The 24,713-nt window shown below is 71.3% G+C and carries 22 protein-coding genes; 20 read left to right on the forward strand and 2 right to left on the reverse strand.

What is annotated here, in order from left to right; genetic code table 11:
• Positions 1 to 4 precede the first annotated feature (4 nt).
• The 14 genes from bchB (at position 5) to LGR69_RS10945 (ending at position 16,907) form a co-directional block, all read left to right on the forward strand.
• Positions 5 to 1,585 (forward strand): ferredoxin:protochlorophyllide reductase (ATP-dependent) subunit B, encoded by a 1,581-nt coding sequence (gene bchB / locus LGR69_RS10880; protein ID WP_230366020.1) that lies wholly within the window; start codon positions 5 to 7, stop codon positions 1,583 to 1,585.
• Positions 1,575 to 5,321, forward strand: coding sequence for a magnesium chelatase subunit H (locus LGR69_RS10885; RefSeq protein WP_230366021.1), 3,747 nt, complete (start codon positions 1,575 to 1,577; stop codon positions 5,319 to 5,321). The genes bchB and LGR69_RS10885 overlap by 11 nt, the downstream gene beginning before the upstream one ends.
• Positions 5,318 to 6,211 carry a ferredoxin:protochlorophyllide reductase (ATP-dependent) iron-sulfur ATP-binding protein gene (gene bchL, locus LGR69_RS10890; protein ID WP_230366022.1) on the forward strand — a complete coding sequence of 298 codons (894 nt, stop codon included), beginning with the start codon at positions 5,318 to 5,320 and terminating at the stop codon, positions 6,209 to 6,211. The genes LGR69_RS10885 and bchL overlap by 4 nt, the downstream gene beginning before the upstream one ends.
• Positions 6,211 to 7,065 carry a magnesium protoporphyrin IX methyltransferase gene (gene bchM, locus LGR69_RS10895; RefSeq protein WP_230366023.1) on the forward strand — a complete coding sequence of 285 codons (855 nt, stop codon included), beginning with the start codon at positions 6,211 to 6,213 and terminating at the stop codon, positions 7,063 to 7,065. Before bchL ends, bchM begins: the two co-directional genes overlap by 1 nt.
• On the forward strand, positions 7,062 to 8,489 hold the full coding sequence (locus LGR69_RS10900; RefSeq protein WP_091863758.1) for a BCD family MFS transporter: 1,428 nt from the start codon (positions 7,062 to 7,064) through the stop codon (positions 8,487 to 8,489). Before bchM ends, LGR69_RS10900 begins: the two co-directional genes overlap by 4 nt.
• An 18-nt stretch (positions 8,490 to 8,507) precedes the next feature.
• Positions 8,508 to 9,287, forward strand: coding sequence for a photosynthetic reaction center subunit H (gene puhA, locus LGR69_RS10905; RefSeq protein WP_091863757.1), 780 nt, complete (start codon positions 8,508 to 8,510; stop codon positions 9,285 to 9,287).
• The gene (gene puhB / locus LGR69_RS10910) at positions 9,284 to 9,940 is read left to right on the forward strand and encodes a photosynthetic complex putative assembly protein PuhB (protein WP_007560914.1); all 657 of its coding nucleotides are present in this window, start codon (positions 9,284 to 9,286) and stop codon (positions 9,938 to 9,940) included. The genes puhA and puhB overlap by 4 nt, the downstream gene beginning before the upstream one ends.
• 11 nt (positions 9,941 to 9,951) lie before the next feature.
• Entirely contained in the window at positions 9,952 to 10,428 is a 477-nt protein-coding gene (gene puhC, locus LGR69_RS10915) for a photosynthetic complex assembly protein PuhC (protein WP_007560913.1), read from the forward strand.
• On the forward strand, positions 10,428 to 10,724 hold the full coding sequence (locus tag LGR69_RS10920; RefSeq protein WP_230366024.1) for a hypothetical protein: 297 nt from the start codon (positions 10,428 to 10,430) through the stop codon (positions 10,722 to 10,724). The genes puhC and LGR69_RS10920 overlap by 1 nt, the downstream gene beginning before the upstream one ends.
• Positions 10,721 to 11,809: a magnesium-protoporphyrin IX monomethyl ester (oxidative) cyclase gene (acsF, locus tag LGR69_RS10925; RefSeq protein ID WP_230366025.1), complete on the forward strand. Its 1,089-nt coding sequence runs from the start codon at positions 10,721 to 10,723 to the stop codon at positions 11,807 to 11,809. Before LGR69_RS10920 ends, acsF begins: the two co-directional genes overlap by 4 nt.
• 1 nt (position 11,810) lies before the next feature.
• Complete coding sequence (gene puhE / locus LGR69_RS10930; protein ID WP_230366026.1) at positions 11,811 to 12,605, forward strand: putative photosynthetic complex assembly protein PuhE; 795 nt, start codon at positions 11,811 to 11,813, stop codon at positions 12,603 to 12,605.
• Positions 12,606 to 12,715: 110 nt separating this feature from the next.
• Positions 12,716 to 13,933, forward strand: a complete 1,218-nt coding sequence (gene hemA, locus LGR69_RS10935) for a 5-aminolevulinate synthase (protein WP_007560903.1) — start codon at positions 12,716 to 12,718, stop codon at positions 13,931 to 13,933.
• Positions 13,934 to 14,040: 107 nt separating this feature from the next.
• Positions 14,041 to 15,057: a magnesium chelatase ATPase subunit I gene (gene bchI, locus LGR69_RS10940; RefSeq protein ID WP_230366027.1), complete on the forward strand. Its 1,017-nt coding sequence runs from the start codon at positions 14,041 to 14,043 to the stop codon at positions 15,055 to 15,057.
• A complete protein-coding gene (locus tag LGR69_RS10945; protein ID WP_230366028.1) occupies positions 15,054 to 16,907 on the forward strand; it encodes a magnesium chelatase subunit D in 1,854 nt (617 codons plus the stop codon). The genes bchI and LGR69_RS10945 overlap by 4 nt, the downstream gene beginning before the upstream one ends.
• A 45-nt stretch (positions 16,908 to 16,952) precedes the next feature.
• Here LGR69_RS10945 and LGR69_RS10950 read toward each other — a convergent pair whose 3' ends face one another.
• Positions 16,953 to 17,099: a hypothetical protein gene (locus tag LGR69_RS10950; protein ID WP_163005950.1), complete on the reverse strand. Its 147-nt coding sequence runs from the start codon at positions 17,097 to 17,099 to the stop codon at positions 16,953 to 16,955.
• Between the two features lie 207 nt (positions 17,100 to 17,306).
• Between LGR69_RS10950 and bchO the strand changes: the two genes are divergently transcribed.
• The 6 genes from bchO to LGR69_RS10980 all read left to right on the forward strand — a co-directional run bounded on the left by bchO (position 17,307) and on the right by LGR69_RS10980 (position 23,354).
• Entirely contained in the window at positions 17,307 to 18,212 is a 906-nt protein-coding gene (bchO, locus tag LGR69_RS10955; protein WP_230366029.1) for an alpha/beta fold hydrolase BchO, read from the forward strand.
• 112 nt (positions 18,213 to 18,324) lie between these two features.
• Positions 18,325 to 19,107, forward strand: coding sequence for a gamma-glutamyl-gamma-aminobutyrate hydrolase family protein (locus tag LGR69_RS10960; RefSeq protein WP_230366030.1), 783 nt, complete (start codon positions 18,325 to 18,327; stop codon positions 19,105 to 19,107).
• A gap of 291 nt (positions 19,108 to 19,398) precedes the next feature.
• On the forward strand, positions 19,399 to 20,157 hold the full coding sequence (gene gntA, locus LGR69_RS10965) for a guanitoxin biosynthesis heme-dependent pre-guanitoxin N-hydroxylase GntA (protein ID WP_230366230.1): 759 nt from the start codon (positions 19,399 to 19,401) through the stop codon (positions 20,155 to 20,157).
• A 75-nt stretch (positions 20,158 to 20,232) separates the two neighbouring features.
• Positions 20,233 to 20,829 (forward strand): DUF1989 domain-containing protein, encoded by a 597-nt coding sequence (locus tag LGR69_RS10970; RefSeq protein ID WP_091865300.1) that lies wholly within the window; start codon positions 20,233 to 20,235, stop codon positions 20,827 to 20,829.
• A 301-nt stretch (positions 20,830 to 21,130) separates the two neighbouring features.
• Complete coding sequence (locus LGR69_RS10975; RefSeq protein ID WP_230366031.1) at positions 21,131 to 22,870, forward strand: methyl-accepting chemotaxis protein; 1,740 nt, start codon at positions 21,131 to 21,133, stop codon at positions 22,868 to 22,870.
• A 100-nt stretch (positions 22,871 to 22,970) separates the two neighbouring features.
• The gene (locus LGR69_RS10980; RefSeq protein WP_230366032.1) at positions 22,971 to 23,354 is read left to right on the forward strand and encodes a VOC family protein; all 384 of its coding nucleotides are present in this window, start codon (positions 22,971 to 22,973) and stop codon (positions 23,352 to 23,354) included.
• A gap of 61 nt (positions 23,355 to 23,415) precedes the next feature.
• On the opposite strand, the gene LGR69_RS10985 is transcribed toward LGR69_RS10980, so the two are convergent.
• On the reverse strand, positions 23,416 to 24,669 hold the full coding sequence (locus tag LGR69_RS10985) for a cytochrome P450 (RefSeq protein ID WP_230366033.1): 1,254 nt from the start codon (positions 24,667 to 24,669) through the stop codon (positions 23,416 to 23,418).
• Positions 24,670 to 24,713 lie beyond the last annotated feature (44 nt).

Consider the following 24,713-nt stretch of genomic DNA (forward strand, 5'->3'; position numbering starts at 1 on the left):
GGCGATGCAGCTCACCCTCTGGACCTACGAAGGCCCCCCGCATATCGGCGCGATGCGCGTCGCCACCGCGATGCACGGGCTGCACTACGTGCTGCACGCGCCGCAGGGCGACACCTACGCCGACCTGCTGTTCACGATGATCGAGCGGCGGGATGCCCGCCCGCCCGTCACCTACACGACCTTCCGGGCGCAGGATCTCGGCCGCGACACCGCCGAGCTGTTCAAGACCTCGGTCGCCGCCGCCTACGCGCGCTTCCAGCCGCAGGCGATGATCGTCGGCGCGTCCTGCACCGCCGAGCTGATCCAGGACGATCCCGGGGGGCTCGCCAAGGCCCTCGACCTGCCGATCCCGGTGATCCCGCTGGAGCTGCCGGCCTACCAGAAGAAGGAGAACTGGGGCGCGTCCGAGACCTTCTATCGGTTGGTCCGGGCCCTCGCGGGGCCGGCCTCGCCCCGAAGCCCGGATGAGTCGCGGCAGCGCCCGCTCTGCAACATCCTGGGCCCGACCGCGCTCGGCTTCCGCCACCGCGACGACCTGATCGAGATCCGCCGGCTGCTCGACACGCTCGGGATCGCCGTCAACGTGGTGGCCCCGCTCGGGGCCAGCCCGGCCGATCTCGGCCGACTCAAGGATGCCGACTTCAACGTCGTGCTCTACCCGGAGACCGCCCGCAGCGCCGCCGAATATCTCAAGAAGAGTTTCGGGCAGCCGTTCACCAAGGAAGTGCCCCTCGGGGTCGGCGCCACGAATCGCTTCGTCGCGGAGGTCGCGACTCTGACCGGTATCGATCCGGCGCCGGTCCTCGACGGGCCCGGCTCGCGCCTGCCCTGGTACTCGCGCTCGGTCGATTCGACCTACCTGACGGGCAAGCGCGTCTTCGTGTTCGGCGACGCGACCCACGCGATCGGCATCGCCCGGATGGCTGCCCGGGAACTGGGCTTCACCGTCGTCGGCCTCGGGACCTACGGCCGCGAATTCGCCCGCGAGGTCCGGGCCGAGGCCGCCGAGCACGGCATCGAGGCCCTGATCACCGACGACTATCTCGACGTCGAGGCCGCGATCCGCGCCGCCGCCCCGGAACTCGTCTTGGGCACCCAGATGGAGCGCCACGTCGCCAAGCGGCTCGGCATCCCCTGCGCGGTGATCTCCGCCCCAATCCACGTCCAGGATTTCCCGGCACGCTACGCCCCGCAGATGGGCTTCGAGGGCGCCAACGTCCTGTTCGACACCCTGGTCCATCCGCTGATGATGGGCCTCGAAGAGCATCTCCTCGGCATGTTCCGGGAGGATCCCGAATTCCACGACGGCGTCGGCCCGTCGCATCTCGGCGGCACGCCGTTCGAGGCCCCGCCGGTAGCGGCACCCGCGTCCCCAACCCCGGCAGTCGCGCCGATCCTCCTGGAGGAAGCGGTCACGATCACGGACGCCCCCTGGGCCCCCGAGGCCGAGCGGGAACTGAAGAAGATCCCGTTCTTCGTGCGCGGCAAAGCGCGCAGCAACACGGAGAAGTTCGCCCGTGAGCGGCGGCTGCCGCTCATCACCCTCGAAACCCTCTACGACGCCAAGGCGCATTATGGCCGCTAGAGCGCTCCCCGCCGGCCTGGAGGCCGGCTCGTCGAAGGCGGACGCCTCGCAGCGCCGGCCGCCGATCCGCGTCGTCATCGTCACCCTCGACAACCACCTCGCGAGCGCGGTCGAGCGGGCGCGCCTGCGCCTGCGGTCCGAGATGCCCGGTGTGGTGCTCGGCTTCCACGCCGCGGCGGAGTGGGACACCGATCCCGCGGCCCTCGACGCCTGCCGCAGCGACATCGCCCAGGCCGACATCGTGCTCTCGGCCATGCTGTTCATGGACGAGCATGTCCGGGCGATCCTGCCGGCCCTCGCGGCCCGCCGCGACGCCTGCGACGCGATGGTCGGCTGCCTCTCGGCGGGCGAGGTGGTGAAGACGACCAAGCTCGGCCGCTTCGACATGAGCGGCACCAAGCGCAGCGCCCTGGACTTCCTGAAGAAGCTGCGCGGCAAGCCCGGCCAGCAGGGCAATGCCGGCCGCCAGATGGCGCTGGTGCGCAAGCTGCCGAAGATCCTGCGCTTCATCCCGGGCTCGGCGCAGGACGTGCGCGCCTACTTCCTGACGCTGCAATACTGGCTGGCCGGCTCGGACGAGAACGTCGCCGCCCTGGTCCGTTTCCTGGTGCATCGCTACGCCGCCGGCGCGCGCGCCGTGTGGCGCGACGGCCCGGCCGCGCCGGCCCCGCTCGACTATCCTGAGACCGGCCTCTACCACCCGCGCATGGCCGGCCGGATCGGCCAGGACCCGTCCCGCCTGCCGCGCGCGGCGGAGGCGCGCGGCCGGGTCGGGCTGCTGCTGATGCGCAGCTACGTGCTGGCCGGCAACACCGCCCATTATGACGGGGTGATCGCCGCCCTCGAGGCCAAGGGTCTCGACGTGGTGCCGGCCTTCGCCAGCGGCCTCGACAACCGCCCGGCCGTGGACGCCTTCTTCATGCGCGACGGACGCGCCCGGATCGACGCCCTAGTCTCGCTCACCGGCTTCTCGCTGGTCGGCGGCCCGGCCTACAACGACGCCGCGGCGGCCGAGGCGATGCTGGCGCAGCTCGACGTGCCCTACCTCGCCGCCCAGGCGCTGGAATTCCAGACGATCGAGCAATGGGAGGCGGGCGAGCGCGGCCTGTCGCCGGTCGAGGCGACCATGATGGTCGCGATTCCCGAGCTCGACGGCGCCACCGCCCCGATGGTGTTCGGCGGCCGCTCCGCGGCATCCGGCAGCGACAACGCCCGGGACATGCGCGCCCATCCCGAGCGGGTGGCGCGGCTGGCCGAGCGGGTCGAGAGCCTCGTGTCCCTGCGCCGGACGCCCAAGGCCGCGCGCAAGATCGCCGTGGTGCTGTTCAACTTCCCGCCGAATGCCGGCGCCACCGGCACCGCCGCGTTCCTGTCGGTCTACGCCTCGCTGCTCAACAGCCTGAAAGGCCTGGCGGCGGACGGCTACGCCGTCGAGGTCCCGGAGAGCGTCGACGCCCTGCGCGAAAAAATCTTGGACGGCAACGCCAAGCGCTACGGGACCCAGGCTAACGTCCATACCCGCATCCGGGCCGAGGACCATGTCCGGCGCGAGCGATACCTCGCCGAGATCGAGACCCAGTGGGGTCCGGCGCCCGGCCGCCACCAGACCAACGGCGCCGACCTGTTCGTGCTCGGCGCGCAATTCGGAAACGTCTTCGTCGGGGTGCAGCCGGCCTTCGGCTACGAGGGCGACCCGATGCGCCTGCTGTTCGAGCGCGGCTTCGCGCCGACCCACGCCTTCTCGGCCTTCTACCGCTACCTGCGCGAGGATTTCGCCGCCGACGCCGTGCTGCATTTCGGCACCCACGGGGCGCTCGAGTTCATGCCCGGCAAGCAGACCGGCCTGTCCGAGGCCTGCTGGCCGGAGCGCATGATCGGGGCGCTGCCCAACATCTATCTCTACGCGGCCAACAACCCGTCCGAGGGGACGCTCGCCAAGCGCCGCTCGGCCGCGACGCTGGTGAGCTACCTGACCCCGAGCCTGGCTACCGCCGGGCTCTATCGCGGGCTGCTCGACCTGAAGAGCTCGATGGAGCGCTGGCGCGGGCTCGACCTCGAAGCGACGGCCGAGCGCGAGACCCTCGCCCGGCTGATCCAGGAGCAGGGCGCCGCCGTCGATCTCGTCCCCGCCGAGCCGGCCTGGACCGGCGACCTCGGCGCCCGGGTCGCGAGCCTCTGGTCCGCCGTGCAGGAGCTGGAGCAGACCCTGATCCCGCATGGCCTGCACGTGGTCGGCGAAGGCGTGCCGGAGGCGGAGCGGATCGACCTGCTGCTCGCCCTCGCGGAGGCCTCGCACGGGCTCAAGCCCGATCGCGCCGGCATCGCGGCGCTCGTCGCGGGGCAGGGCGCCGAGGCGGCCTTCGCGGCTTCCGGGCTGCCGGCGGATACCGAGACCCGCGCCGCCTTCGCGGGGCTGGCCAAGACCGACGCCCTCCTGGCGCGCGACCACGAGGTCCCGGCGCTCCTGCGGGCGCTCGACGGCCGCTTCATCCCGCCGGTGGCCGGCGGTGATCTCCTGCGCAACCCGGCGATCCTGCCGACCGGGCGCAACATCCACGGTTTCGATCCGTACCGCCTGCCCTCGGCCTTCGCGGTGGCCGACGGCGCCCGCCAGGTCGAGCGCATCCTCGAGCGCTTCGCCGCGGACGGAAAACCCTGCCCCGAGAGCGTCGCCCTGGTTCTCTGGGGCACCGACAACCTCAAGAGCGAGGGCGGCCCGATCGCCCAGGCGCTCGCCCTGATCGGCGCGGCCCCGCGTTTCGACGGCTACGGCCGGCTCAGCGGTGCGGTGCTGATCCCGCTCGAAACGCTCGGCCGCCCGCGGATCGACGCGGTGGTCACTCTCTCGGGCATCTTTCGGGACCTGCTCCCGCTCCAGACCAAGCTCTTGGCGGAAGCGTCCTTCCTCGCCGCCACCGCCGACGAGCCCCTCGAAAAGAATTTCGTGCGCAAGCACGCTTTGGCGATCCAGGCCGAGCAGGGCTGCGACCTGGAGACGGCGGCTTTGCGGGTCTTCTCCAACGCCGAGGGCGCCTACGGGGCCAACGTCAACCACCTCGTCGATTCGGGGAGCTGGGACGACGATGCCGAGCTGTGCGAGACCTTCTCGCGCCGCAAGAGTTTCGCGTATGGCCGGAACGGCCGCCCGGCGCCGCAGCGCGACCTGATGAAGGCGGTGCTGGCCTCCGTCGACATGGCCTACCAGAACCTCGATTCCGTCGAGGTCGGCGTCACCTCGGTGGACCATTACTTCGACGGACTCGGCGGCATGGGCCGGGCGGTGGCCCGCGCCCGCGGCGAGGCGGTGCCGATCTATATCAGCGACCAGACCCGCGGGGAGGGGCGCGTGCGCTCCCTCGAAGAGCAGGTGGCGCTGGAGACGCGCACCCGCATGCTCAACCCGAAATGGTACGAGGGGCTGCTCAGCCACGGCTACGAGGGCGTGCGCCAGATCGAGTCGCACCTGACCAACACGGTCGGCTGGTCGGCCACCGCCAACGCGGTCCAGCCCTGGATCTACGAGCGCATCACCGAGACCTACGTGCTCGACCCCGCCATGCGCGAGCGCATGGCGGCCCTCAACCCCACCGCCTCCGCCAAGGTCGCCCAACGGCTGATCGAGGCCCACAAGCGCGGCTTCTGGACCCCCGACGCAGCGATGCGGGACGCCCTCGACCGGGCCGAGGAGGAACTGGAAGATCGTCTCGAAGGCGTCACCACAGGAGTCGCCGCATGAACATCGCCATCCGCAATCCGGTCATCGCCCGGAAGGAAGAAGGCAGCGTCCAGGTCGCCCTCGACCCGGACCTGAAGATCGAGACCGCGAAGGTGTTCGCGGTCTACGGCAAGGGCGGCATCGGCAAGTCCACCACCTCGTCGAACCTGTCGGTGGCGTTCTCGAAGCTCGGCAAGCGGGTGCTGCAGATCGGCTGCGACCCCAAGCACGACTCGACCTTCACGCTGACCAAGCGCCTCGCCCCGACGGTGATCGACGCGCTCGAGGCGGTGAACTTCCATTCGGAGGAGCTGCGCGTCGAGGATTTCGTGGTCGAGGGCTATAACGGCGTGATGTGCGTCGAGGCCGGCGGCCCGCCCGCGGGCACCGGCTGCGGCGGCTACGTGGTCGGCCAGACCGTGAAGCTCCTCAAGGAGCACCACCTCCTGGAGGATACCGACGTCGTCGTGTTCGACGTGCTGGGCGACGTGGTCTGCGGCGGCTTCGCCTCGCCCCTCCAGCATGCCGACCGGGCGCTGATCGTCACCGCCAACGACTTCGATTCGATCTTCGCGATGAACCGGATCGTGGCGGCGATCCACGCCAAGGCGAAGAACTACCCGGTGCGGCTCGGCGGCGTCATCGCCAACCGCTCGGCCAAGACCGACGAGATCGACCGGTTCAACGCGGCGGTCGGGCTGAAGCGCCTCGCCCACTTCCCCGACCTCGACGTGGTCCGCCGCTCGCGGCTCAAGAAGTCGACCCTGTTCGAGATGGAATCGTCTCCCGAGCTCGACGCGGTGACGGCCGAGTACATGCGGCTCGCCGAGACGCTCTGGGCCGGCGAGGAGCCCTGCGAGGCCGTGCCGATGAAGGACCGCGACCTGTTCGAATTTTTGGGATTCGATTGATGGCGGGCGCGAGCTACGACACCCGCAGGGGTGAACTGACCACCTATTTCGACCGCACCGCGGTCGAGGCCTGGTCGCGCCTGACCTCCGACGCGCCGGTGAGCCGGATCCGCGCCACCGTGCGGGCCGGCCGCGACGCGATGCGCGCGACGCTGCTCTCCTGGCTGCCCGCCGACATGGCGGGCCTGCGCCTGCTCGATGCCGGCTGCGGCACCGGGGCGCTCAGCGTCGAGGCCGCCCGGCGCGGCGCCGAGGTGGTCGCCATCGACGTCTCGCCGACCCTGGTGGGCCTTGCCCGGGACCGGCTTCCGGCGATCCCCGGTCCCGGCCGGATCGCGTTCCGCGTCGGCGACATGCTCGACCCGGGCCTCGGCCGGTTCGACCACGTGGTCGCGATGGATTCGCTGATCCACTATCGCGCCGCCGACATCGTCCGGGCGCTCGCGGTGCTGGGCGCCCGCACCGAGGGCTCGGTGCTGTTCACCGTGGCGCCGCGCACGGCCCTGCTCACCGTGATGCACGCCGCCGGAAAGCTTTTCCCCCGCGGCGACCGCTCGCCGGCCATCGTGCCGGTGACCGAGGGCGGCCTGCGCCGGCGGATGTCCTCGGAGCCGGCGCTCGACGGCTTCATCTGGGCGCAGAGTCATCGGGTCAATAGCGGCTTCTACCTGTCGAACGCGATCGCGCTGACGCGCGCCTCACAACAAAGCCCGCATCCTGAGGTGCCGGAGCGCAGCGGAGGCCTCGAAGGAGCCCTCCAGCCGGCCGCGCGATCCCTGGGGGTCTCCTTCGAGGCGGCTGCGCCGCACCTCAGGATGAGGGGGAAGGATGGGACGGGGGGGACCCCCGCATGAGATCCGGCCGCGCCCTGACAAACGCCCTCATGCGCCTGGGCCCGGCGATCCTGCCGTTTGCGGATGCCGCGACCGTCGAGCTGCCGATGGGGCGGCTGCTGCGGCTGGCCCTGTTCCAGGTGACCGTCGGCATGGCGGCGGTGCTGCTGATCGGCACGCTCAACCGGGTGATGATCGTCGAGCTCGGCGTCCCGTCCTGGATCGTCGCCGTGATGCTGGCCCTGCCGCTGATCTTCGCGCCGCTGCGGGCCCTGGTCGGGTTCCGGTCGGACACGCACCGCTCGGTGCTGGGCTGGCGGCGGGTGCCGTATATCTGGTTCGGCACCCTGCTCCAGTTCGGCGGCCTGGCGATCATGCCGTTCGCCCTGCTGATCCTGTCGGGCGACACCACCGGCCCGCTCTGGGTCGGGGATTTGGCCGCGGCGCTGGCGTTCCTGCTGGTCGGGGCCGGTCTGCACACCACCCAGACCGTCGGCCTCGCGTTGGCCACCGATCTCGCCCCGGCGCATGCCCGCCCGAAGGTGGTGGCGCTGCTCTGCGTCGCCCTCCTGTTCGGCATGATGGCGAGCGCCCTGCTGTTCGGGCTGTTCCTGGCCCACTTCTCGCCCGTTCGGCTGATCCAGGTGATCCAGGGCGCGGCGCTGGTCACCATCGTGCTGAACGGGGTCGCCCTGTGGAAGCAGGAGCCCCGTGATCCGAACCGGGCCCAGGCCGCGCCGGCGCGGGATTTCCGCTCCTCCTGGCGCGACTATGCCGGGCAGGGCGCCGCGCGCCGGCGCCTCGTGGCGATCGGGCTCGGCACCGCGGGGTTCTCGATGCAGGACATCCTGCTCGAACCCTATGGCGGCCAGATCCTGCACCTCTCGGTCGGGGCGACCACGGCCCTGACCGCTCTGCTCGCCGCCGGCGGCGGGCTCGGCCTGCTGATCGCCGCCCGCTGGCTCGGCCGCGGCGGCGACCCGTTCCGGGTCTCGGCCGTCGGCGTCGGCATCGGCATCCTGGCCTTCTCGGCGGTGGTCTTCGCGGCGCCGCTCGCCTCCGCTGACCTGTTCGCGGCCGGCGTCAGCCTAATCGGGCTCGGCGGCGGGCTGTTCGCCCACGGCACGCTCACCGCCTCGATGAACCGGGCCGGGCCCGAGGATACCGGGCTGGCGCTCGGCGCCTGGGGCGCCGTCCAGGCGAGCGCCGCGGGCATCTCCATCGCCGCGAGCGGCATCGTGCGCGACCTCGGCGGCGCCATCGCCCAGTCGGGGGTCCTCGGCGAGGGCATGAACGAGCCCGCGATCGGCTACCTGATCGTCTACCACATCGAGATCGCCCTCCTGTTCGCGGCCCTGATCGCCCTGGGCCCGCTGGTTCGGGAGGATGCGCGCGCGGCGATTCGCGATCGCCTCGGCGGCACCCTTGCCGAACGGACGGCCTGAGACTCGGGGAGGACAACCATGCCAACCGGCGCCATTACGGGTTACGTCGACGTCGCCCAGGTCGTGCTCTACGCCTTCTTCATCTTCTTCGCCGGGCTGGTCTTCTGGCTGCGCCGCGAGGACCGGCGCGAGGGCTATCCGCTGGAGAACGAGATCGTCGGCCGCCGCAAGGCGCCGGACCCGGTCCTGATCCCGCGCTCCAAGGCGTTCCACCTGCCGGGCGGCGAGACCACCTACGCGCCGCAGGCGATGCAGGGCCGGGACGACATCGAGACCGGGATCCCGGCCCGCAAGGTCGAGCCCTGGCCCGGCGCGCCCTACGAGCGGACCGAGGCCTCCCTCCAGGCCGGCGTCGGCCCGGGCTCCTGGGTGGTCCGCCACGACGTCCACGACAAGACCTGGGACGAGGAGTACCGGATCGTGCCCCTGCGGGTCGCCACGGCCTTCGTCATCCACGAGGACGGCCCGAACCCGATCGGCATGACCGTGTTCGGCACCGATAACGCGGTGGCGGGTGTGGTCAGCGACGTCTGGGTCGACCGCGGCGAATCGCTGATCCGCTACTACGAGGTCGAATTGCCCACAGGTGGCCGCCGGCTCATGCCGACCACGTTCTGCCGGGCCGGCGGCTTCACCAAGACGGTGAAATCCGAGGCCCTGCTCGCCGCCCAGTTCGCCGACATCCCGGCGACCCGGGATCCCGACAGCATCACCTTCCTGGAGGAGGAGCGGATCATGGCCTATTTCGGCGCCGGCACGCTCTACGCCACCCCGGCCCGGGCGGAGCCTCTGCTATGAGCGGCGATTTCCTCCCCGAGGGCACCCTGCGCGGGTTGCCCGGCCCGCTGCCGGCGAACGAGCGGATCCTGTGGCAGGGGGCCCCGACCACCGGGGGGCTGCTGGTCCGGGTCTATCACGCCCGCCTGGTCGCGGCCTGGTTCGCCGCCTGCGCCCTGGCCTTCGGGCTCACGGCCGGCTCGCCCGTCTCGGCGCTCGCCACGGTCGGCCCGACCCTGGCGGTCGGCGCGGTCGGGCTCGCGCTGCTCTGGCTGTTCGCGTGGCTCAGCCACCGGACCACGGTCTACACGATCACCGACCGCCGGGTGGTGCTGCATACCGGCATCGCCCTGCCGGTGACCCACAACGTCCCCTTCGCGCAGGTGGAGGGTGCGGCGTTGCGTGCCTTCACGGATGGGAGCGGGGATCTGCCGCTCCGGTTGCGGCCGGGGCTGCGCATCGCCTACCTTCAGCTCTGGCCGCATGCCCGGCCCTGGCGCATCGCCCGGACTGAGCCCATGCTGCGTTCCGTCCCGGATGCGGACGCGGTGGCGGCGCTCCTGGCGCGGGCGGTCGAGGCCCATGCCGCGGCGTCGCAGACGGTGCGGCCGGTGATCGTCCCGCGTCCGCGGGCGGTCCAAGAAAATCCCGGCCGCCTCGTCGCGGCCGAATAGGGAGAGGCGCGATGGGCGAGCGGGCGGAGAGCGTCGGCCGAGCCGCAGGACCGGCACCGGCCCTGCTGATGATCGGGGCCGGGGCGCTGATGGGCTTCGCCATGCTGGCCGTCCTGATCGGGCGCAGCGAGGGCATCGGCATGATCGCCCTGCCGGCGGCCAAGCCGGTCACGCGGCTCGAATTCCGCGCCGAGGACCAGGTCGACGGCTCCATCGCCCTGCGCAACGCCGCCGACCGGCAGATCGTCGCCTGGATCCGCCCCGGCGAGGACGGCTTCCTGCGCGGGACCCTGCGGGGCCTCGCCCAGGCACGCCAGCGCGACGGCCTCGGCCCGGAACAGCCGTTCAGCCTGACCCGCTACGATGACGGCCGCCTGTCGCTCGCCGATGACGCCACCGGCCGCCGGGTGCCGCTCGAAGCCTTCGGCCCGACCAATGCCGGCGCCTTCGCCCGGCTGCTCGCCGCCGCCGGCCCGGAGACGCGCTGATGGGCCTGTTCGCACGCCGCACCGTCACCGTGCCCTGCACGATCGAGATCGAGCAGACGCCCGAGAGCCTGCACGCGCACGTCACCCTGGATTCCGGCTTCGAGATCGAGCCCGGCGACGCGGTTCAGGTCCACGACGCCCCGACCTCCGTGCCCTACGGCGAGCGGCTCACCGTCCGCCGCACCGCCACCGTCACCCGGGCCGGCCTGCTGGAGCGGGTCTGGACGAAGCTCGTCGCCCATCTCGAACTGACCGAGCTCTACGAGGTCAGTTTTTCCGAGAGGAGGAAGCTGTGAACGCTCCTGTCCCGCCGCTCTCCGGCCAGCCGGTCCCGAAAACGCCGGTCAACGAATCGACCAAGGCCGCCCAGGAAACGACGTTCCTGAGCCCGCGCTTCTACACCACCGATTTCGACGAGCTCGACCGGACCGATGTCGAGCCGGTGCGCCGGGACTGGGACCTGCTCATCGCCGAGCTGCGCGCCGACCCGAACAAGCGCCACTTCACCCGCAACGCCGATTTCGACTGCGACCTGTCGCAGATGGAGCCCGAGCTGCGGAAGGAGTTCCTGGATTTCCTGGTGTCGTCGATCACCGCCGAGTTCTCCGGCTGCGTGCTCTATGCCGAGATGCGCAAGCGCGCGAAGAACAAGGACATCAAGGAGCTGTTCGGCTTCATGAGCCGCGACGAGGCGCGCCATGCCGGCTTCATCAACGACACGCTGAAGGATTTCGGCATCGGGGTGGATCTCGGCTTCCTGACCAAGTCCAAGAAATACACGTTCTTCCGGCCGAAATTCATCTTCTACGCGACGTACCTGTCGGAGAAGATCGGCTACGCCCGCTACATCACCATCTTCCGCGAGCTGGAGAAGCACCCGGAGCGGCGCATCCACCCGATCTTCAAGTGGTTCGAGCTGTGGTGCAACGACGAGTTCCGGCACGGCGAGGCCTTCGCGCTGCTGATGCGCGCCAACCCGAAGCTGACGAGCGGCGTGAACCGCTACTGGATCCGGTTCTTCCTGCTGGCGGTCTTCGCCACGATGTATGTGCGCGACCATCACCGCCCGGCCTTCCACGCCGCGCTCGGGGTCGACCCGACCGACTACGATTACAAGGTGTTCCGCATCACCTCGGAAATCTCGCGGCAGACCTTCCCGCTGGAACTCGACCTCGACAACCCGAAGTTCCGGGCCGGGCTCGACAGGCTGCTCGCCTGCTCCCGGGCGATCGCCGAGGCCCGGGCCCAGGGCGGCGTCCTGGGCAAGCTCAAGCACGGCGCCCAGGTGCTGCGCGCGGCCGCCACCTTCGTCCGGCTCTACCTCCTGCCGGTGAAGGCGAACGCCCTGCCGGCCGATATCCGCCTCCAGCCGGTCTGGTAGGATGGCGACCTACGCCGTCCCGGTCGCCTACGCCCTGGTGCTCTGGTGGTTCTCCACCGGGCTGATCCTGCTGCTCGACCACGCCCCGCGGCGCACCCATCCGTGGAGCATGGCCGGCGCGACCCTGCTGCTCGCCGGCGCCCTGGTGGCGATCCGCTTGAGCGCGCAGGATACCAGCGCGGCGGGCGCCTACACGGCGTTCACGGCGGCCCTGGCGGTCTGGGGCTGGCAGGAGATGAGCTACTACATGGGCTTCCTGTCGGGCCCGAAACCGGCCGCCTGCGCGCCGGGCCTGCGCGGGCTCGACCGGTTCTTCGCGGCGCTCGCCACCAGCCTGTGGCACGAATTCGCCATCGTGATCGGCGGCCTGGCGATCCTGGCCCTGGTCTGGGGCGGGGCCAACACCATCGCCCTCTGGACCTACGGCGCGCTCGTGGTGATGAACCTGTCGGCGCGGCTCAACCTGTTCCTCGGGGTGCGCAACCTGCACGCCGAGTTCCTGCCGGACCATCTCGGCTACCTGGCCTGCTACCTGTCCCGCAAGCCGATGAACCTGCTGTTCCCGGTCTCGGTGAGCCTCGGGACCGTCGCGGCGGGCCTGCTCGGGCGGGCGGCCCTCGGCCCGGATCTGCTGGCGCACGAGCTGGTCGGCTTCACCGTCCTGGCGACCCTGATGGCTCTGGCGACGCTCGAACACTGGTTCCTGATGCTGCCGCTGCCCTCGGCCGAGTTGTGGCGCTGGAGCCTGCCGGCCCGGGCGCCGGACCGGGCGGCACGGCCGGGCGACAACGGGTAGACCCGACCATCACGAAAGGATTTCGCGCGCGCACCAATTTGGAACTGGTCTCGTGCGAAACCCGACCTCACAGGCGGGGGCAACCCGCGAATCAATCGGGGAGAGGCGACATGGACTACGAGACCTTCTTCGGAGCCGAGATCGCCGGACTCCACCGCGAGGGCCGCTACCGGGTCTTCACCGACCTCGAGCGCCACGCCGGCAACTTCCCGCACGCCACGCACCACCACCCGGCGGGCACGCGGCCGGTCACGGTCTGGTGCTCCAACGACTATCTCGGCATGGGCCAGCACCCCGCGGTGACGGGTGCGATGCACGAGGCGATCGACCGCTGCGGCGCCGGGGCCGGGGGCACCCGCAACATCTCCGGCACCAACCACTACCACGTGCTGCTGGAGCAGGAGCTCGCCGACCTCCACGGCAAGGAGGCGGCCCTGCTGTTCACCTCCGGCTACGTGTCGAACTGGGCGGCGCTCGGGACCCTGGCCTCGCGCCTGCCGAACTGCGCGGTCTTCTCCGATTCCGAGAACCACGCCTCGATGATCGAGGGCATCCGGTTCTCCCGGGCCGAGCGCCACATCTTCCGCCACAACGACCCGGAGGATCTGAACCGGAAGCTCGCTCTGGTGGATCCGGCCCGGCCGAAGCTCGTCGCGTTCGAATCCGTGTACTCGATGGACGGCGACATCGCCCCCATCGAAGAAATCTGCGACGTGGCCGAGGCCCATGGGGCGCTCACCTATCTCGACGAGGTCCACGCGGTCGGCCTCTACGGCGCCCGCGGCGGCGGCATCGCGCAGCGCGACGGCGTCGCCCACCGCCTCGACGTGATCGAGGGGACGCTGGGTAAGGCGATCGGCGTGCACGGCGGCTACATCACCGCCTCGGAGAAGCTGTGCGATTTCGTGCGCAGCTTCGCCTCCGGCTTCATCTTCACCACCTCGCTGCCCCCCGCGGTGGCGGCGGGCGCCGCGGCCTCGATCCGCCACCTGAAGGCCAGCGGCACCGAGCGGGCGCGCCATCAGGAGCGCTGCGCCAAGGTCCGGACCGCCTTGGAGGCCGCCGACATCCCGGTCCTGCCCAACGACAGCCACATCGTGCCGGTGATGGTCTGCGACCCGGTGCTGTGCAAGGCGATCTCCGACACCCTGCTCGACGAGTTCGGCATCTACGTGCAGCCGATCAACTATCCCACGGTCGCCCGCGGCACCGAGCGCCTGCGGATCACGCCCTCGCCGCTGCACACGGATGCCGACATCGCCCATCTGGTCGGGGCGCTCTCCACGATCTGGGCGCGGATCGGGCTCCGGCAGAAGGCGGCGGAGTAGGGGTTCCCTTCTCCCACCCGCTCCCGCATCCTGAGGTGCCCGCGTAGTAGCGAGCCTCAGGATGAGGAGGGTGGATCGGATGCCCCCTCCCAGCATCGGGTCAGCGCGTGCCAACCTTCCCCTTCTCGGCCATCGTCGCGCAGGACGAGATGCGCCAGGCGCTGCTGATCGCCGCGGTGGATCCGTCCATCGGCGGCGTGCTGGTGTTCGGTGACCGCGGCACGGGGAAATCCACGGCGATCCGGGCGCTGGCCGCCCTGCTGCCGCCGATGCGGGCGGTGGCCGGCTGCCCGTACAATTGCGATCCCGACAGCCCGGCGGAGAGCTGCCCGCACTGCGCGAGCCTGCCGGGCGCGCGGCGAAAGTCCGAAAAGAAGCCGGTGCCGGTGGTGGACCTGCCGCTCGGCGCCACCGAGGACCGAGTGGTCGGAACGCTGGACCTCGAGCGGGCGCTGGGCGCCGGTGTGAAGGCGTTCGAGCCGGGGCTGCTCGCCCGGGCCAATCGCGGCTTCCTGTATATCGACGAGGTGAACCTGCTGGAGGACCACCTCGTGGATCTCCTGCTCGATGTCGCGGCCTCCGGGGTCAACACCGTCGAGCGCGAGGGGCTCTCCCTGCGCCACCCCGCCAGGTTCGTCCTGGTCGGCTCCGGCAACCCGGAGGAGGGCGAGCTGCGCCCGCAGCTGCTCGATCGGTTCGGGCTGTCCTGCGAGGTCGCGACCCCGCAGGACATCGCCACCCGCATCGCGGTGGTGCGCGCCCGCGACGCCTACGAGCGCGACCCCGAAGGGTTCTGCGCCGCCCGGGCGGGCGACGAGGCGGCGATCCGAAAGAAGATCCTGCTGGCCCGGGAGCGCCTGCCGCATCTGGCGGTGCCGGATTCGGCGCTGGAGCGCGCGGCGCAGCTCTGCCTGGCGCTCGGCACCGACGGCCTGCGCGGGGAGCTAACCCTGATGCGCACCGCACGGGCGCTGGCAGCCCTCGACGGCGCCGAGTCGGTCACCGACGACCATATCCGCCGGGTCGCCCCGGCCGCCCTGCGCCACCGCCTGCGCCGCAACCCGCTCGATGAATCCGGCTCGACCGCCCGGGTCGAGCGGGCGCTGGCGGAGGTGTTTTCGTGACGGGACGTGCGCAACCGCTCCCTCCCCCCTCTGCGGGGGAGGGTACCCTGCGCAGCAGGGGGGGAGAGGGGAGCGCCATGTCCGGACGAGGCGCGTCGGGTGCGAAACCCGCTGCCGTCGCGCCGCCCCTCTCCCGACCCTCGCTGACGCGAGGGCCACCCTCCCCCGCAGAGGGGGGAGGGAAGGCGGAAGCGTCCCAAAACATTTGGCCCGACGCCCTGCGCGCCGCCCGCCTCCTCGGCGCCGACCCGCACGGATTCGGCGGCGCGGTTGTGCGGGCGGCGCCTGGGCCGGTGCGCGAGCGCTGGCTCGATGCTGTGCGGGCGCAGCTTCCCCCGGAGACGCCCTGGCGCCGGCTGCCGCCGGGGATCGGCGACGACAGCCTGCTCGGCGGCCTCGACCTCGCCGCGACCCTGGCGGCCGGCCGGCCGGTGGCGCGGGCGGGATTGCTGGCACAGGCCGATGGCGGGCTGATCGTGGTGCCCATGGCCGAGCGGCTGCCCCCCGGCATCGCGGCCCGCCTGGCCGGCGCCCTCGACACCGGCACCGCGTCGGAGCACCTGGCGCGCTTTGGCCTCATCCTGCTCGACGAGGGTGAGGGGGACGAGTCGGTCGCCGACGCCCTTACCGACCGGCTGGCCTTCCGGATCGATCTGGGCGGCCTCGGGATCGCGGATTGCGACGCAGCGGCGCCCCGTCTCGAAGCTCCGCCCGCCCCGGAGGACGATCCGCTCGGAACGCTGTGCCGGCTGGCGGACGCCTTCGGCGTCACTTCCCTGCGCGGCCCAATCCTGGCAGCCCGGGTGGCGCGGGCGCTCGCCGCGGGGGAGCCGATCGGCCCGGACGCGATCACTGCGGCGGCCCGCCTGGTCCTGGCCCCGCGCGCCACGCGCCTGCCCGGACCGGAGGCGGCGATGCCGGAGGCCGCGGCTGCGCCCCCGCCGCCCGCGGAGAATCACGCTGCGGAGGACGCGGCGAATCCGGCGCCAACTGACGCGGCCGAGGATCGCGTGCTGGAGGCGGTGCGCGCGGCGATCCCGCCGAACCTGCTGGATCAGCTGCTGGCGGGCGGCGTGCGCCTCTCGACCGCGAAGGCCGGACGGGTCGGCCAGCCGGCGGCGGCGCGTAAAGGGCGGCCGATCGGCAGCCGGCGGGGCGATCCACGCCGCGGGCGCCTCGACCTGCTGGCGACCCTGCGGGCGGCGGCCCCGTGGCAGGCCTTGCGGCGTGGGGAAGGAGATACCCGCCCGATCCTGGTCCGGCGGGACGATCTGCGGATCCGGATCCTGCGGCAGCGGACCGAGACCACGACGGTGTTCTGCGTGGACGCTTCGGGCTCGGCCGCGCTGGAGCGTCTGGCGGAGGCCAAGGGCGCCGTCGAGTTGCTGCTGGCCGAGGCCTATGTCCGGCGCGACCGGGTGGCCCTGGTGGCGTTCCGCGGCGCCGGCGCGGAGCTGGTCCTGCCGCCGACCCGCTCGCTCACCCGGGCGAAGCGCGGCCTCTCGGGCCTGCCGGGCGGGGGCGGGACGCCGCTGGCTGCGGGGATCGATGCGGCGCTCACGGTCGCCCTCGGCGTGCGCCGGAGCGGCAGCCGGCCGGTCATCGTGCTGCTGACCGATGGGCGCGCCAACGTCGCGCGCTCGGGGGAGGGCGGCCGGGCCAAGGCCGGCGCGGAGGCCCTGCAGGCGGCCCGCGCGCTGCGCGCGGCCGGGTTGCCCGCCCTGGTGATCGATACCGGTGCCCGTGGCGAAGGCGCACGCGCGGTCGCAGACGCGATGGCCGCCCGCTACCTTGTGCTGCCCCGTGCCGATGCCGGGCTGCTCAGCGCGGCGGTGCGGGCCGCGCTCTGAGCGTCGTCGCGGGCCGGACCGGGCCGGCCCCGGTCGAGGCTCGGATCAGAGATGGATGCCGACGCCGAGATCGGCGACGCGCTGGTTGTGGGACATCCAGGCGTTCAGCATGTCGCGGAACAGGGTACGGAAGCTCCAGCGGCCGGAGGTCGAGGCAGCGATGTGATGGGTCGAGGAGGTGAAGACGATCATGGCCGGTTCCGTCGGTAGGAGATGTGCGGTGCCTGGGAGCGCCACCGTGATGCCGTCTTTGCTGCGTCGCAGCAATCGGGTTTCCGGCAGCGGTGGCATGCGGTTTCCGCATGCAATCTCAATGTCTTACGAAATACTTCCAACACAGCACGATAGCGCATCGACGCGACCCACGCTCAAGCTTGGTGCAACGCGGGATATCGGGTGGTGCTGAGCGTGCGCGACGCGAACCGGCCCGACTGGGCGGTCGAGGGCCGGGATTGGCCGCACCGGGAGGCGAGCCGCTTCGTCGAGGCGGCGGGCCTGCGCTGGCACGTCCAGGAATTCGGCCGGCCCGAGGCGCCGGCGCTGCTGCTCCTGCACGGGACCGGGGCGGCCACGCATTCCTGGCGCGGATTGGCGCCGCTCCTGGTGCAGGACTTCCACGTGATCGCCCCGGACCTGCCGGGCCACGGCTTCACCGATCCCCTGCCGGATGCCGACCTGTCGCTGCCCGGCATGGCGCGGGCGGTGTCGGGCCTCGTGGCGGCGCTCGGACGCCCGCCCGTCGTGGTGGCGGGCCACTCGGCCGGGGCGGCCGTGCTGGCGCGGATGTGCCTAGACGGCGCGATCGCGCCGCGTCTGCTCGCGGCCTTCAACGGCGCGCTCGCGCCGCTGCCGGGGGCGGCGAGCCTGCTGTTTCCCGGCATGGCCCGGCTGCTGTTCCTCAACCCGTTCACGCCGAAGATCTTCGCCTGGACGGCCGATCGGTCGGCGGCCAAGCGGCTGATCGAGGGGACCGGCTCGCGGCTCGATCCGCTGGGGGTCGATCTCTACCGGCGGCTCTTCGCCCGGGCCGGCCACGTCCGCGGGGCGCTCGGCATGATGGCGAACTGGGACCTCGCCGGGCTGCACCGGGCCTTGCCGGATTTGACGACCCGGACCCTGCTGATCGTCGGCAGCGACGACCGGGCGATCCTGCCCGACACCGCCTTCACGGTCCGCGACCGCCTGCCCGACGCCCGCGTCGCCCTGATCCGCGGGCTCGGCCATCTCGCGCACGAGGAGGCGCCGGAGCGCGTCGCCGAGGTGCTCCTCGAGGAGGCAAGGGTGATGGGCGTTCTCGGAGCCTGATGCGGCCGCCGCCACCGGTCCCGCGGGGCTGGCGCCGCCCTTGCCTGGGTCGTAGAGCCAACCGCAAGCTGTGGGATTGGCGGTAAAGCCGCGACGAGGAGTGGCCGTGACGATGGCGAGACCCGTGATCGGCGTCATCGGAAACACACGCCTGCTCGACAACCGGTTCACGGCCCAGATCGTCGGCGAGAACAACCTGCGGGCGGTGGCCGAGGTGGCCGGCGCCCTGCCGCTGATGTTCGCGGGCAGCCCGGCGGTCACCGATCTCGGCGACCTGCTCGCCACGGTAGACGGCGTGTTGCTCACCGGGGGCCGCGCCAACGTCCACCCCACCCGCTTCCAGGCGGCGCCCCACCCCGCGCATGAACCCTACGACGAGGCGCGCGACGCGGTGGCCTTGCCGCTGATCGAAGCCTGCGTCGCGCGCGGCGTGCCGCTGTTCGGGATCTGCCGCGGGTTCCAGGAGATCAACGTCGCCTTCGGCGGCACCCTGCATCCGGAGATCCGCGACTTGCCCGGGCGCCTCAACCATCGGATGCCGCGGCTCGAGAACGGCGAGATCCATCCGGATCTGGAGGTGGTCTTCGCCGACCGCCACGAGGTCCGCCTGGTTCCGGGCGGCGCCTTCGCGCGGCTGCTCGGCCGCGCAACGATCCGGGTGAACTCCCTGCACGGCCAGGGCATCCTGGAACCGGGCGCCCGCGTCGTGGTCGAGGGGATCGCCGAGGACGACACGATCGAGGCGATCCGCATCGCCGACGCGCCGGGCTTCGCCCTGGGCGTGCAGTGGCATGCCGAGCACGATCCCACGACCAACCCGATCAACCGCGCGCTGTTCGAAGCGTTCGGGGCTGCGGCGGCGCGGCAGCGTGCCGAATCCCGCCGACCTCGTTGAGCTGGATTCGCCGGGGATCGGGTCCGCGAAGTCGCGACGCGGGTAATGCAGGCTTCGCGGCTGCGCGAGCCGAGTCTATCCCGTCTTAATCTATGTTTGTCCGCTTGCCGAACATTGCGGCAGATCTTTCGCTGGGCTGTCAGATCCTTCCCGCGACGGCGCTTGATTCACCTTCTCCCCGGACGACCTGTCGCAGGCGGGAACGGCATCCTGTCGCTGGGGTTGCCCGAGTCCCGAACAGCGGTTGCCTTTCCCAGGGCATACCTGCGCAGACCTTGAGCCATGGACCGCATGCAGCTGCCGCGCGACGACCAAGAGCATCCCCGTGCCCAGGCCTTTCGCGAGTTCATCCGGAACCCGCCCTTTCCCTGCGTCGGCGCCAAGTCGGCGCTCTCGCGCGGGCGCATGAAGATCGTCGTGGCCCGGGACATCACCTCGGGCTGGGACGACATGCGCATCTACCCGGCGCTGCTCGCCTTCGTGGCGCGCTACCGGGAGGCGCCCGACCTGTTCCAGAGCTTCGCCGTGGTGTTCGAGGGGCCCGGCGACCTCTCGGAGGAGGCGTTCGAGCAGAACCTTTGGGCGCGAGCGCAATCCCTCACCGACAAGGATGCCTGGCTTGGGCAGCCCCACGACGCGCGCGTTGCGGATGATCCGGACAATCCGCATTTCTCCCTGAGCTTCGGCGGCGAGGCGTTCTTCGTGGTCGGGCTGCACCCGAATGCGAGCCGTCCGGCCCGGCAATTCTCCTCGCCGGTCTTGGTGTTCAACCTGCACGCCCAGTTCGAGCGTCTGCGCGCCGAGGGCCGCTACGAGAAGCTGCGCGCCTCGATCCTGGAGCGCGACGAGGCCCTGGCCGGCAGCCTCAACCCGATGCTGGCGCGGCACGGCGAGACGTCGGAGGCGCGCCAGTATAGCGGCCGCGTGGTCGATGCCGATTGGCGCTGCCCGATGCAGGGCCGGCCCGCGGCCCCCGCCGCGCCCGCCACCGACGATTGGCATCCGCTGGCCTCGCCGCTCGACAGCCTCGTCCCGTCCAACGGCGGCTGAGGCGTTGCGCATCGGCCTGGATCGCGGCGGCGTCTGCCGCGTTTCCGGCCGGACGAGAGCGGAAGCGGAGACATCATGGACCGGGCGGACGTGCAGCAGATCGAGCCGCGCTCAGGCGTCGCCTTCACCCTGGACCGGGGCCAGCGCCTCACGGTGATCGACCCGCGGGGCGAGCAGGTGGCCGATCTCGTCGCCTACAACCGCCACGACACGGGCGAGGTGATCTCCTCCGGGCGGACCCTGGATTATGCCAGCCGGATCTACCTGACGACGGGCGATCCGCTCTATTCCAACCGCTCGAACGTGCTGCTGCGCATCGTCGAGGACACGGTCGGGCGACACGATTTCCTGCTGACGCCGTGCTCGGCCGATACATTCCGGATCATCTACGGCGACACCGACCCGCATCGCGGCTGCTTCGGCAACCTCGCCGCGGCGCTCGCCCCCTACGGCATCGCGCCGGACGCGATCCCGGTGGCGTTCAACTGCTTCATGAACGTGCCGATCGACGGGACGACCGGGGCGCTCACGGTCGAGCCGCCGCTGAGCCGGGCCGGCGACCGGATCGTGTTCACCGCCGAGACCGATCTGATCATCGGACTGACCGCCTGCTCGGCGCTGCAATCGAATAACGGCAGCTTCAAGCCGATCCACTATCAGATCGATGGCTAGGGCGCCCACCCCAGCCCACGGCGCCAGACTTACGGCGACGTATTTTGTATTTTTTGCTTGAAAACCTCTGCAAACGAACGATCGTCTGGCGGTACGCGCGCTGAATAGACAAGAACAGATTTTTTCTTACTTCAAAACAATCAAAATACGCCGCCAGCACCCGGCGTGGACCTAATATTTACCAATCGCGTGTCAAACCTTCGCCCCGGAACAGCGCCGAGGGTCGGGGCCGCCCGTGCGGTGCCGCCCCCGGCGCTGAGAACTCTCGACGGTTTTCGCCCGTCCCGTTCCCGGTGCCCCGATGACACGCTCGCAGACCCACCGCTCGCCCGAGGGCAATCCTGCGCCCCGGTGGAGCCTCTCGAACGTCACGCTGCGCCACAAGCTGGCGGCCGTGATGGCGCTGGTGCTGGCCGCCGTCGGCGCCCTCAGCGGCCTGAACTACATGGACACCCGATCCTCGGCGCTCGAGGACCGCGCGCTGATGACTAAGAATCTCGGCGACGTCGCGCAGAGCCTGATCGGCCATTACGCGGCGCTGGCCTCCGCCGGCCGGATGCCGCTCGATCAGGCCCAGAAGGCCGCCCTCGATGCCGTCAGCGCGCTGCGCTTCGGCAATGCCGATTACTTCTTCGTCCTCGATACCGATGGGCGCCTGATCGCCAACGCGTTCAACGCCAAGAATGTCGGCAAGGTGGTCCTGGACCAGACCGATATGCCGGGCGGCAAGCGCTACTTCGCCGAGATGGTCGAGGTGGCCAAGCGCGAGGGCTCCGGTTTCGTCAGCTACATGAAGCCGCGCGCGGGCGGGACCGAGCCGGTCGAGAAGGTCGTGAGCGTGCAGCTGTTCAAGCCGTGGGGCTGGATCCTGTCCGCCGGCCTCTACCGGGACGACGTCCACGCCGCCGTGCGCAGCCGCGCCATCGCCAACGCCCTGTGGTCGGCAGGCCTCGTGATCCCGGTTCTGGCCCTGCTCCTGCTCATCGGCAACGGCCTGTCGCGGCCGATCGTGCGCCTGACCGCGGCGATGCGGGGGCTCGCCGGTGGCGACCTCGCGGTGCCGGTGGCGGATCAGGAGCGCGGCGACGAGGTCGGCGCGATGGCGCGGGCGGTGCAAGTGTTCAAGAACGCGCTCATCGCCAAGCAGGAGGCCGAGGCCGCCGCCGCCGTCGAGAACGCCGCCAAGATGCGCCGGGCCCAGGCGCTGGACGAACTGACCACGCGGTTCGACGCGCATGTCGGCGCCCTGACGCAGAGCCTGTCCTCGGCCGCCGTGGAGATGGAATCCACCGCCCGGGAGATGACGCGCACCGCCTTGCGGACGACCGACCAGTCCGGGCGGGTCGCCGCCACCTCCGAGCAGACCTCGGCCAACGTCCAGACCGTGGCGGCCGCCAGCGAGGAGATGTCCGCCTCGATCCAGGAGATCGCTGCCCGCGTGGCGCAATCCTCCACCATGGCCGACAAGGCCAGCCTCGACGCGGCGCGCACCAACGAGCTGATGCAGGTCCTGTCCCGCGGGACGGACCAGATCAGCGAGGTGATGGGCCTGATCGCCGGGATCGCCGGGCAGACCAACCTGCTGGCCCTCAACGCCACCATCGAGGCCGCCCGGGCCGGCGAGGCCGGCAAGGGGTTTGCCGTGGTGGCCGGTGAGGTGAAGGCCCTGGCGGCCCAGACCGCCAAGGCCACCGACACGATCGCCGGCCAGATCGCCGCGATCCAGAGCGAGACCCGCCACGCGGTCGAGTCGATCCGCACCATCGGGGGCACGATCGACACGATGCGCACGGTGGCCCTGAGCGTGGCCGCCGCCATGGAGGAGCAGGGCGCGGCCACGAGCGAGATCGTCCGGAACGTCACCGAGGCGGCGCAGGGGACCCAGGCGGTCAGCGCCGACATCGCCGACGTGCTCCAAGCCGCCGGCGAGACCGGCGCGGCGGCGGGCCAGGTGCTCAGCGCCGCCCAGGATCTGGCGCGCTACGCCTCGGGCCTCGGCCAGGAGGTGACCACCTTCCTCGCGGCGGTGAAAGCCGCCTGAGGACGCGATCGGGCGGGCCTGTCCGGGACCGGTAGACGGCGCCGGGCCGGTCGGCGACTATGCCGACCCAAGTGCGCCTACCCGTGCGAGGGACCGTTCGATGCGCTTCGCCCACATCGCCCTGTGGACCCACGACCTGGATGGCGCCGCCGCCTTCTGGCAACGCTATTTTCAGGCCGAGATCGGCGCGCCCTACCACAGCCAGAGGCAGAAGGGCTTCGTGTCCCGGTTCGTCACCCTGCCGGGCGACGGCGCGCAGATCGAGCTGATGACGGCGCCCTGGGTCGTGGATGGGCCGGAGCAGGATCGCGTCGGCTGGGCGCATACGGCCGTGGCGCTCGGCAGCGTCGAGGCCGTCGATACCCTCGCGGCCCGCTGCGCGGCGGATGGCTGCCTCACGTCACCGCCGCGTCGTACCGGCGACGGCTTCTACGAGGCGGTGATCGCCATGCCGGACGGGACGCCGATCGAGATCACCGTCTGAGAGGCCCAGGGCGCGCCGGCCCTGGCTTGGCCTCGGATCGCTTCAGGCGGGGCGCCTGGCATCAGGAAATCCCGTCGATCGCCACCCGCAGATGCTCGGGGCCGCGCAGGGCGGCGCCGGGCCGGTAGGGCGGCGGGTCCTCGACGAGCCGGGGGGCCTTAAGGCGCTTCGCGAGAGCGGTGAGCGCCGCCTCGGCCTCGAACCGGGCGAGCGGGGCGCCGACGCAGTAATGCAGGCTGCCGCCGAAGCCGAGATGGCGGATGCCGGCGCGGTCCGCGTCGAAGCGGTCGGGATCCGGAAAGACCGCGGCATCGCGGTTGCCGGAGGCCAGCAGCAGGACGAGGTCGGCGCCCTCGGGGATCGTGACGCCGGCGATATCGATGGCGGACAGGGTCTTGCGGGTCCGGAACTGCACCGGCGGCTCGTAGCGCAGGAGTTCCTCGATCAGCCGCGGCGCGCGGCCGGGATCCTGGCGCAGGCGCTCCAGCTCGTCGGGATGGCGCAGCAGCGTGAGCAGCCCGTTGGTGATCAGGTTCACGGTGGTCTCGTGACCCGCCACCAGCATCAGGATCGAGGTCGCGATCAGGTCGTAATCGCCCATCTTCACGCCCGCCGGCGTCGCCTCGTTGGCGAGCCCGGAGAGCATGTCGTCCTGCGGGTGGCGGCGCTTCTCCTTGATCAGGTCGGCCATGTAGCCGCCGATCGCGTCGAAGGTCCGGCTGTTCTCGGCGCGGATCTCGGTATCGGACAGGCTGTCGGGCTCGAGCGCCGTGGCGAGCTGCGTCGCCCAGCCGTGGAATTTCGGCTCGTCCTCCCGGGGCACGCCGAACAGCTCGCAGATCACCGTCACGGGAAGCGGGTAGGCGAGGTCGTCGACCGCATCGATCTCCCGGGCGTCGCGCTTCTCGTCGAGCAGCTCGGCCACCAGCCGCTCCGAGCGCACCCGCATCGCCTGCACGCGCTCGCGGGAGAACTGGTGCATCACGGAGGCCCTCAGGACATCGTGGTCCGGCGGATCGCGGAAGATGAAGACCCGGTGCCGGTCCATCATCCAATCCTTGAGCGGCTTGACGATCAGGTCCGTCAGCGGGTTGCCGGTGCGCGGACGGTCGGCCGGGGGCAGCGTCTCGGAACTGACCCGCGGATCCTGCAGCAGGCTCGCGATGGTGCCGTGCGTGGAGGCCACCCAGGTGCCGGATTCGGTCCCGTCATTTTGGCGCGAGACCGGGTTCTGCCGCAGCTTGGCGTAGACCGGATAGGGGTTCGCCCGGTTGGCGAAATCCTTGACCTGGTCGAGGAGGGTGGCGTCGGGCATGCGGCATCCGTGCTGCGGCGCTTCAGATCGAGACCCTGGCGGCT

This window comes from Methylobacterium brachiatum, assembly GCF_020523825.1.
GTDB classification, from domain to species: Bacteria; Pseudomonadota; Alphaproteobacteria; order Rhizobiales; family Beijerinckiaceae; genus Methylobacterium; species Methylobacterium brachiatum.

Coding starts and splice junctions, on each gene's coding strand:
- LGR69_RS10975 (WP_230366031.1), top strand. CDS start 21,131: ATGACACGCTCGCAGACCCACCGCTCGCCCGAGGGCAATCCTGCGCCC.
- puhB (WP_007560914.1), top strand. CDS start 9,284: ATGAGCGGCGATTTCCTCCCCGAGGGCACCCTGCGCGGGTTGCCCGGC.
- puhE (WP_230366026.1), top strand. CDS start 11,811: ATGGCGACCTACGCCGTCCCGGTCGCCTACGCCCTGGTGCTCTGGTGG.
- puhA (WP_091863757.1), top strand. CDS start 8,508: ATGCCAACCGGCGCCATTACGGGTTACGTCGACGTCGCCCAGGTCGTG.
- LGR69_RS10885 (WP_230366021.1), top strand. CDS start 1,575: ATGGCCGCTAGAGCGCTCCCCGCCGGCCTGGAGGCCGGCTCGTCGAAG.
- LGR69_RS10960 (WP_230366030.1), top strand. CDS start 18,325: ATGGCGAGACCCGTGATCGGCGTCATCGGAAACACACGCCTGCTCGAC.
- LGR69_RS10950 (WP_163005950.1), bottom strand. CDS start 17,099: ATGATCGTCTTCACCTCCTCGACCCATCACATCGCTGCCTCGACCTCC.
- LGR69_RS10970 (WP_091865300.1), top strand. CDS start 20,233: ATGGACCGGGCGGACGTGCAGCAGATCGAGCCGCGCTCAGGCGTCGCC.
- hemA (WP_007560903.1), top strand. CDS start 12,716: ATGGACTACGAGACCTTCTTCGGAGCCGAGATCGCCGGACTCCACCGC.
- bchL (WP_230366022.1), top strand. CDS start 5,318: ATGAACATCGCCATCCGCAATCCGGTCATCGCCCGGAAGGAAGAAGGC.
- LGR69_RS10920 (WP_230366024.1), top strand. CDS start 10,428: ATGGGCCTGTTCGCACGCCGCACCGTCACCGTGCCCTGCACGATCGAG.
- bchM (WP_230366023.1), top strand. CDS start 6,211: ATGGCGGGCGCGAGCTACGACACCCGCAGGGGTGAACTGACCACCTAT.
- LGR69_RS10980 (WP_230366032.1), top strand. CDS start 22,971: ATGCGCTTCGCCCACATCGCCCTGTGGACCCACGACCTGGATGGCGCC.
- bchB (WP_230366020.1), top strand. CDS start 5: ATGCAGCTCACCCTCTGGACCTACGAAGGCCCCCCGCATATCGGCGCG.
- LGR69_RS10985 (WP_230366033.1), bottom strand. CDS start 24,669: ATGCCCGACGCCACCCTCCTCGACCAGGTCAAGGATTTCGCCAACCGG.
- puhC (WP_007560913.1), top strand. CDS start 9,952: ATGGGCGAGCGGGCGGAGAGCGTCGGCCGAGCCGCAGGACCGGCACCG.
- gntA (WP_230366230.1), top strand. CDS start 19,399: ATGCAGCTGCCGCGCGACGACCAAGAGCATCCCCGTGCCCAGGCCTTT.
- LGR69_RS10900 (WP_091863758.1), top strand. CDS start 7,062: ATGAGATCCGGCCGCGCCCTGACAAACGCCCTCATGCGCCTGGGCCCG.